Genomic DNA, 6323 nt, shown 5'->3' on the forward strand with positions numbered 1-6323 from the left:
CCTTCGCCCAGGCCCCAGGGCCCGCCGACATCCCGGCAGTCGACGGCGTGAACGTCGAACTGCCGCCGCCGCCCGCCCCCGAATTGCCACCACCCGGACCGGAGCTGCCCCCGGCCCCCGACGGCGCACCGACCGCGATCTAGTCCGCCGGGCTCCCCGGGTCTCGAGACGTCCCCGGTAAGATCGCGCCGTGGTCGATACGCCCGTCCAGCAGATCGCGAGTTTGCGAGAGCGGAAGAAGGCGCGGACTCGGCTGGTGCTGATCGATGAGGCGATCGACCTCTGCCTGCGACATGGCTACGAGAACACCACCATCGAGCAGATTTCCGAGGCAGCCGACATTTCGCCACGGACGTTCAACCGGTACTTCGCGTCGAAGGACGCGGTGTTCATTGCGGTGCTCGACGACCTGGCGAATGAGATCGTGGCAGAACTGGTGGCGCACCCTTCAGCGCTGGGCCCACTCGAGGAACTCCGCGCCGCTCACATGGCGGTGCTGAGCCGCGTCGCCCAACGCCCCCTTGGCGGCCTCACGGCGGAGCGCATCGTGCTGAGCCTTCGGGTCGTGTACTCCTCGCAGGCGTTGCGTCAGGCCGCCATCGAGTATCGGAGCGAGCCGGCGATGGAGACGTTGGCAAACCACATGGGCGTACCGGTCGGCGACAAGCGGCTCGAGTTGGCCGTCGCGCTCTTCGCCACGACGATCGTCAGCGCCTGTACGGACATGGTGACCGGCGCTCCCGACGCGCCTTTGGGACCGACCGGCGTCATGGAACGGCTCGAAGAGACACTCGGCGACGTCGCGCACTTCGCGGCCGCGTTGCAACTTCCCTGAGCTAGCGTCGCATCCGCGCGCCGAGGACCGCGATGGCGATCCCGACCAGGGCGATGATCGGACCGAGGATGGACCAGGTGGTGGTCCCGCTCATCGGACTACCGCCGACGACCCCGAAGCCCTGTAGGGCGAAGAGCAGCCCGAACAACGTGACGATGACTCCGAGCCCCAGAACGACTATGCGCATGGGTCGAGATTAGTCTGCTCCGCCGTCGACCGTCGTTGGGCGGCGCGTCGCGCCCCACAGACCGACGCCGACGCCGACGACGGCACCCCCGAGACCGATGAGCTGCTGCGAGCGCGTCAGATCGTGGTGCACGCGCAGGCCGCCGACGAGGTCGGCAGCGTCAGCCCCGCCGGAGGCCAGGAACCACCCGCGGGTGTTGCGGCCCCTCAGCGCGGCGGCGGTGAGGAGCCCGCCGATCAGCGCATCCCGGTATCCCATCGAGTGCAGCAGCAGTCGCGTCTGCCCCACCGCCTCCTGCTTGGTGCCCCAGAGCCGGTCCGCACGGGTCGGATCGACGAGGAACGAGATGCCCGAGGCCAAACGGATGCTGCCCGCGACGAGCGCGGCACGGTCGATCGACATGGCTCGCAGCCTAGGGCCTGGGCCGTGGATCATTGGAGACTTCGCCCGAAACCCGCGTCGCGCAGCGCCTGCGCCATCGATCCGGCGGCCGGCGTCGACTCCCGACTACCGGACTTCTTGGCGGGGAGTGCCTTTGGTCGCTCCCCACGGTTCTTCGGGTTGGGGGTCTTGGCCTGGCCACGCTGCTGCGGGGTGTCGTTGAGGCGCAGGGTCAGCCCGATGCGCTGACGGTCGACGTCAACCTCGAGGACCTTCACTCGCACCACCTGACCGGAGCGCACGACCTCGTGTGGGTCGGAGACGAAGCGATCGGACATCGCGGAGACGTGGACGAGGCCGTCCTGGTGGACGCCGACGTCGACGAAGGCACCGAACGCGGCGACGTTGGTCACCACGCCCTCGAGGACCATCCCGGCCTTCAGATCGGCCACCTTCTCCACGCCCGCGGCGAACGTCGCCGTCGTGAACGCCGGTCGCGGATCACGTCCGGGCTTCTCCAGTTCGGCGAGGATGTCGGTGACGGTGGGGATGCCGAACTGGTCGTCGGCGTAGTCGGCGGGCCGGAGCGAACGCAGTGACCGCTCGTCGCCGATCAGTTCGGCGAGCGTGACGCCCGACCGGTCCAGAATCCGCCGCACGACCGGGTACGACTCGGGGTGGACGCCGGATCCGTCGAGCGGATCTTCGCCATCGCGGATCCGCAGGAAGCCGGCACATTGTTCGAAGGCCTTGGGGCCCAGTCGAGGAACCTTCAGCAACGCCTTGCGGTTGCGGAACGGCCCCGTGGTCTCGCGGTGGGCGACGATCGCCTCGGCCAACGAGTCGGTAACCCCGGAGACCCGGGCGAGAAGCGGGACGGACGCGGTGTTGAGGTCGACCCCCACCGCGTTCACGGCGTCCTCGACGACTGCGTTCAGGCTGCGGGCGAGCGTGCCCGGTGACACGTCGTGCTGATACTGACCCACTCCGATCGACTTCGGGTCGATCTTCACCAGCTCGGCCAGCGGGTCCTGCAGTCGCCGTGCAATCGACACCGCTCCGCGCAGCGTCACGTCCAGGCTCGGTAGCTCGTGCGCGGCGTAGGCAGAGGCCGAGTACACCGACGCACCGGCCTCGCTTACCATCGCCTTGGCGGGAGCGGTGGCGCCGGAGGACCGGATATCGGTGATGAGTTCGGTTGCCAGCGTGTCGGTTTCGCGCGACGCCGTCCCGTTGCCGATGGCGATCAGGTCCACGCCGTGGCGTGCGACCAGCGCCGCCAGGGTGGCCTTGGCCGTATCCCATTGCCTCTGCGGCTGGTGAGGAAAGATCGCGCAGGTATCCACCACCTTGCCGGTGGCGTCCACCACGGCCACCTTCACACCGGTGCGGAAGCCGGGATCCAAGCCGAGCGTCGTGCGGGTGCCTGCCGGCGCCGCAAGCAGCAGGTCCTTGAGGTTCGTGGCGAACACGGCCACCGCGTCCAGCTCGGCGCGCTGGCGTAGCCGAACACGGGCGTCGACGGCCGCCGAGACCATCAGCCTGACCCGCCAGGCCAACTTGACGGTGGTCGCGAGCCAGGGTGCTGCCGGTGCCTTCGAGGACAGGTCGACGCCGAGAGTGCGAGCGACCATGGCGTGGTACACCTCGTCGTCGCCACCGTCGAGGTTGATGGCGAGGACCTGCTCCTTCTCCCCGCGCATGACGGCCAGCACACGGTGCGACGGCATGTTCTCCAACGGTTCCGAGAACTCGAAGTAGTCACGAAACTTCTGCGCTGCAGCACTTTTCGCGACCTCATCCGACCACGGCGCAGTCCTCAGTGAACCATCGGCCCAGAACTTGCCTCGGACCGCACCGACGAGTTCGGCATCCTCGGCTGCCCGCTCGATGAGGATGTGTCTGGCCCCCTCGAGGGCTGCGGCGGCGTCGGGAACGTCCTCACCGAGGAACTCGGCGGCGGTCTCATCGGGAACGACCGTCGGATCGGCAAGCAGCCGGTCGGCCAGGGGTTGCAGACCGGCTTCACGGGCGATCTGCGCCTTGGTTCGCCGCTTGGGCTTGTAGGGCAGGTAGATGTCCTCGATGCGCGACTTGGTGTCGGCGGTCATCAGGGCGGTCCTCAGCTCGTCGGTGAGCTTGCCCTGCTCATCGATGGAGGTCAGCACCGCCGTGCGCCGCTGGTCGAGTTCCCGCAGGTACCCGAGGCGCTCCTCGAGAGTCCGAAGCTGACCGTCGTCCAGGCTTCCGGTGACCTCCTTGCGGTAGCGGGAGATGAACGGAACGGTAGCCCCCTCGTCGAGGAGCCGGACGGCGGCAGCGACCTGCGCCTCGCGTACGGCCAGTTCCTCAGCGAGACGGGCATTTACGGACTTGACGCTTTGGCTCGGAGTCACGCGAAGACCCTAACGGATACCCCTGACTCAGCCGAGCCGCCGCTGCCGAGGCAACGAAGCATCCGAACGCCGACCAGCCTGCGAAGCCGGTCAGCCCGTTCTTCGCGAGCAGCACCAGCGCGACACCCGCGAGACACGTCATCGCGCCGGCGACGACGGACCGGGCTCCGGTGGCCGCGACCGGCGCATCCCACCACGGCAGCCGGCGATGCTCGAGCGGAGACAGCAGTCGGAACGTCATGACCATGACCACCGCGAACACGACCGCGCGCAGTACCAGCAAGCCCCAGAATCCTGGTGCGTGCACGTCGTAGGCGTCCGATCCGACGGCGTGCAGGCAGAACATGGAGACCGCGATCGCGGGAATGTGCCAGAGGTAGAGCGTCATGGCTCCGCCGTTGCCCACCGCGACGACCTGCCATACGCGGGGCCGGGCGGCCCATCGCCGGATCGCGCCCGCGACGCAGACGAACAGGCACGACATCCAGGTGCAGTGCAGCGCGAGCAGCACCGTCGGCGGTGACACGTTGGAGGTTCGCTCGACTCCGGTCACCACCAGCGCAACCTCGTAACGCCCCAGCACGACGAGCACCACCTGGGCGACGAACGCGGACGCGGCGACCGCGAGCGCCGCACGGGAGCCGATCAGGCGTCGCGCGTACGCAACGCCGATCACCACGGGGATCAGCCAGACGATCACGAAGTTCGCAGCCCCCGACGTGGGTGTGCCGACCGCGAATCGAATCTCGTCGACCGCCGCTGCGGCGACGAGCAGGGCAGCGACCACGCCTGCCACCGCACGCCCAGTGGACAGCCGTGTCAGCGCGGGCACGAAGGCGAGCACCACGAGGTACACGCCGAGAAACCACAGGAGTGCGACGCTCTCGCGTCCCACATCCTCCGCGGACGCCGCTCCGAGCGTCAGCCGTACCACCAGGAGACCCACCGTCCACGCCGCGAGGTACCAGAACACGGGTCGGCACAGCCGCTGCGCTCTGGTGAACAACCACGTGCCCCAAGGAGTGTCTGAGCGCCAGCCGTAGGCACCGGCCGCGCCACCGGCGAGGAAGAACAACGGCATCACCTGGACGATCCACGTGACGGGTTCGATCGCAGGTAGCGAGCCAAGGAGGTTGCCGATTCGCAGCCCGCTGGAGTCGATGGTGGCGAGCAGCAGTGCGCAGTGGCCGAACATCACGACCACGAGCGCGGCGAGCCGGGCGACGTCTACGGCGCGGTCTCGTCCTGGGGCAATGCCGTCGGGGATCCGGCGGGTATCGGGGTTGAGCTTGGAGAGCGGCATTCACTCAGACTGCCGGGCCACGGGCTGCAGCGGATGAGTAGGACTACGCGTCACCCGCACTTCATGCTCTACATTGCAACCGATGCGTTTCGCAACGATTCTTCTCGCCGTGCTGATCGGTGTGATGGCCTCGCCGGCAGCTCCTCGCGCGGCGGCCGAGCCGTCGCCGATGCCCGACCTCGGCGGCTACACGGCCGTGGCACCCGAGACGTTCGTCTCCGACGGCGAGGTCTACTTCCAGACTCCCGACGGACTGCTGTGCGCAATCCGTCCGAACGTAGGCGTCGCAGGGTGTGACGGACGCCTGCCTGCAACGCTGATCGGTGTCAATGAGATCGTCCTTGCGGCCGACGTCAACGCGCGAGGCCTGCGTGCAACGGCGAATCCCCGTTTCGTGAAACCGGCCGGCGGTGCCGCACCGGTGCTGCACGAGGGTCAGAAGATCACGTTCGCCGACTTCGAGTGCGCGGTTGGCCGCGGGGCATTCACGTTCTGCACGAAGGGGTTGCCTACGACGCAGTGGATGGTCGTGTCGCCCAGCCGGACCGCCATCGGTCCGGCGACGGAGGGTCTGCCACCGGGCTTCGCGGATCCGAACGACTTCGCCGTCGGCGATGACACCTACATCGTCGGCTCCGGTGCGAAGAACTTGTTTCCGGTATTCACCGTCGACGGCGGTCTCACCTGTTCGATAGTCGTCTACAGCGGTGGCGAAATCGGTTGCGACGGCCCGCTTCCCGGCGTTCTCGGCGGTGAGAACGAAGTCTTCGCGCAGCTCCCGGGCGCCACCGGAACGCGGCGCTCCAACAACCCCAAGTTCAGCACCCCCCACTACCCGGGGCCCATTCGACAGTTGCCCGTCGGTTATCGGGTCAACGGGATCAGCTCCACCTGCCTGGCCATCACCGGCGGGGTGGCGTGCTACGGCACCCTTGCCGGCCACCTGCAGGGATTCCAGGTCTCCCCCGACGGCGTGTCGACGTTCGGCGGTTGAGCGCCGCGTCGCCGCACGGCACCCGACGGCCATCTAAGGTGGCGTTCGTGAGAGGTGTCTTCGTCGCGATCGTCATTGGTCTCTCCGCCGTATCACTGGCCACCGCAGGTCCGGCGTACGCCGATCCGAACGACCAGCACTTCCTCGAGGTCCTTGCCGCCAACGGCCTCGGGTGCGGTCAAGGCGCATTCGACTGCACTCAGGGTGATGACGACATGATCCAGGTC

General features: G+C 68.1%; 7 protein-coding genes. 3 read left to right on the top strand and 4 right to left on the bottom strand.

Annotated features, from left to right (window positions below):
• Positions 1–190 precede the first annotated feature (190 nt).
• The gene (locus ACRDUX_RS35505) at positions 191–835 is read left to right on the top strand and encodes a TetR/AcrR family transcriptional regulator (RefSeq protein WP_526421324.1); all 645 of its coding nucleotides are present in this window, start codon (positions 191–193) and stop codon (positions 833–835) included.
• 1 nt (position 836) lies between these two features.
• Here ACRDUX_RS35505 and ACRDUX_RS35510 read toward each other — a convergent pair whose 3' ends face one another.
• Genes ACRDUX_RS35510 through ACRDUX_RS35525 form a run of 4 tightly spaced genes read right to left on the bottom strand, consistent with a single transcriptional unit; the run spans position 837 to position 5102 of the window.
• Positions 837–1022, bottom strand: coding sequence for a hypothetical protein (locus tag ACRDUX_RS35510; protein ID WP_526421325.1), 186 nt, complete (start codon positions 1020–1022; stop codon positions 837–839).
• A gap of 9 nt (positions 1023–1031) precedes the next feature.
• Positions 1032–1424 (bottom strand): DUF4267 domain-containing protein, encoded by a 393-nt coding sequence (locus ACRDUX_RS35515; RefSeq protein ID WP_526421327.1) that lies wholly within the window; start codon positions 1422–1424, stop codon positions 1032–1034.
• Positions 1425–1453: 29 nt separating this feature from the next.
• Complete coding sequence (locus tag ACRDUX_RS35520) at positions 1454–3799, bottom strand: Tex family protein (protein ID WP_526421329.1); 2346 nt, start codon at positions 3797–3799, stop codon at positions 1454–1456.
• Positions 3753–5102, bottom strand: a complete 1350-nt coding sequence (locus ACRDUX_RS35525; protein WP_526421331.1) for an acyltransferase family protein — start codon at positions 5100–5102, stop codon at positions 3753–3755. The genes ACRDUX_RS35520 and ACRDUX_RS35525 overlap by 47 nt, the downstream gene beginning before the upstream one ends.
• Positions 5103–5184: 82 nt before the next feature.
• Here ACRDUX_RS35525 and ACRDUX_RS35530 point away from each other — a divergent pair, with 82 nt between their 5' ends.
• Together ACRDUX_RS35530 and ACRDUX_RS35535 are read left to right on the top strand one after the other, a co-directional pair.
• A complete protein-coding gene (locus ACRDUX_RS35530) occupies positions 5185–6096 on the top strand; it encodes a hypothetical protein (RefSeq protein ID WP_526421333.1) in 912 nt (303 codons plus the stop codon).
• A 47-nt stretch (positions 6097–6143) separates the two neighbouring features.
• On the top strand, positions 6144–6323 hold a 180-nt coding region (locus ACRDUX_RS35535), incomplete at its 3' end, for a hypothetical protein (RefSeq protein WP_526421335.1).

It is taken from the genome of Mycobacterium sp., assembly GCF_050701675.1.
Classification (GTDB): domain Bacteria; phylum Actinomycetota; class Actinomycetes; order Mycobacteriales; family Mycobacteriaceae; genus Mycobacterium.

Excerpts from the sequence above, each read along its gene's own strand:
- ACRDUX_RS35510 (WP_526421325.1), bottom strand. The coding sequence starts at position 1,022 with ATGCGCATAGTCGTTCTGGGGCTCGGAGTCATCGTCACGTTGTTCGGG.
- ACRDUX_RS35515 (WP_526421327.1), bottom strand. The coding sequence starts at position 1,424 with ATGTCGATCGACCGTGCCGCGCTCGTCGCGGGCAGCATCCGTTTGGCC.
- ACRDUX_RS35525 (WP_526421331.1), bottom strand. The coding sequence starts at position 5,102 with ATGCCGCTCTCCAAGCTCAACCCCGATACCCGCCGGATCCCCGACGGC.
- ACRDUX_RS35530 (WP_526421333.1), top strand. The coding sequence starts at position 5,185 with ATGCGTTTCGCAACGATTCTTCTCGCCGTGCTGATCGGTGTGATGGCC.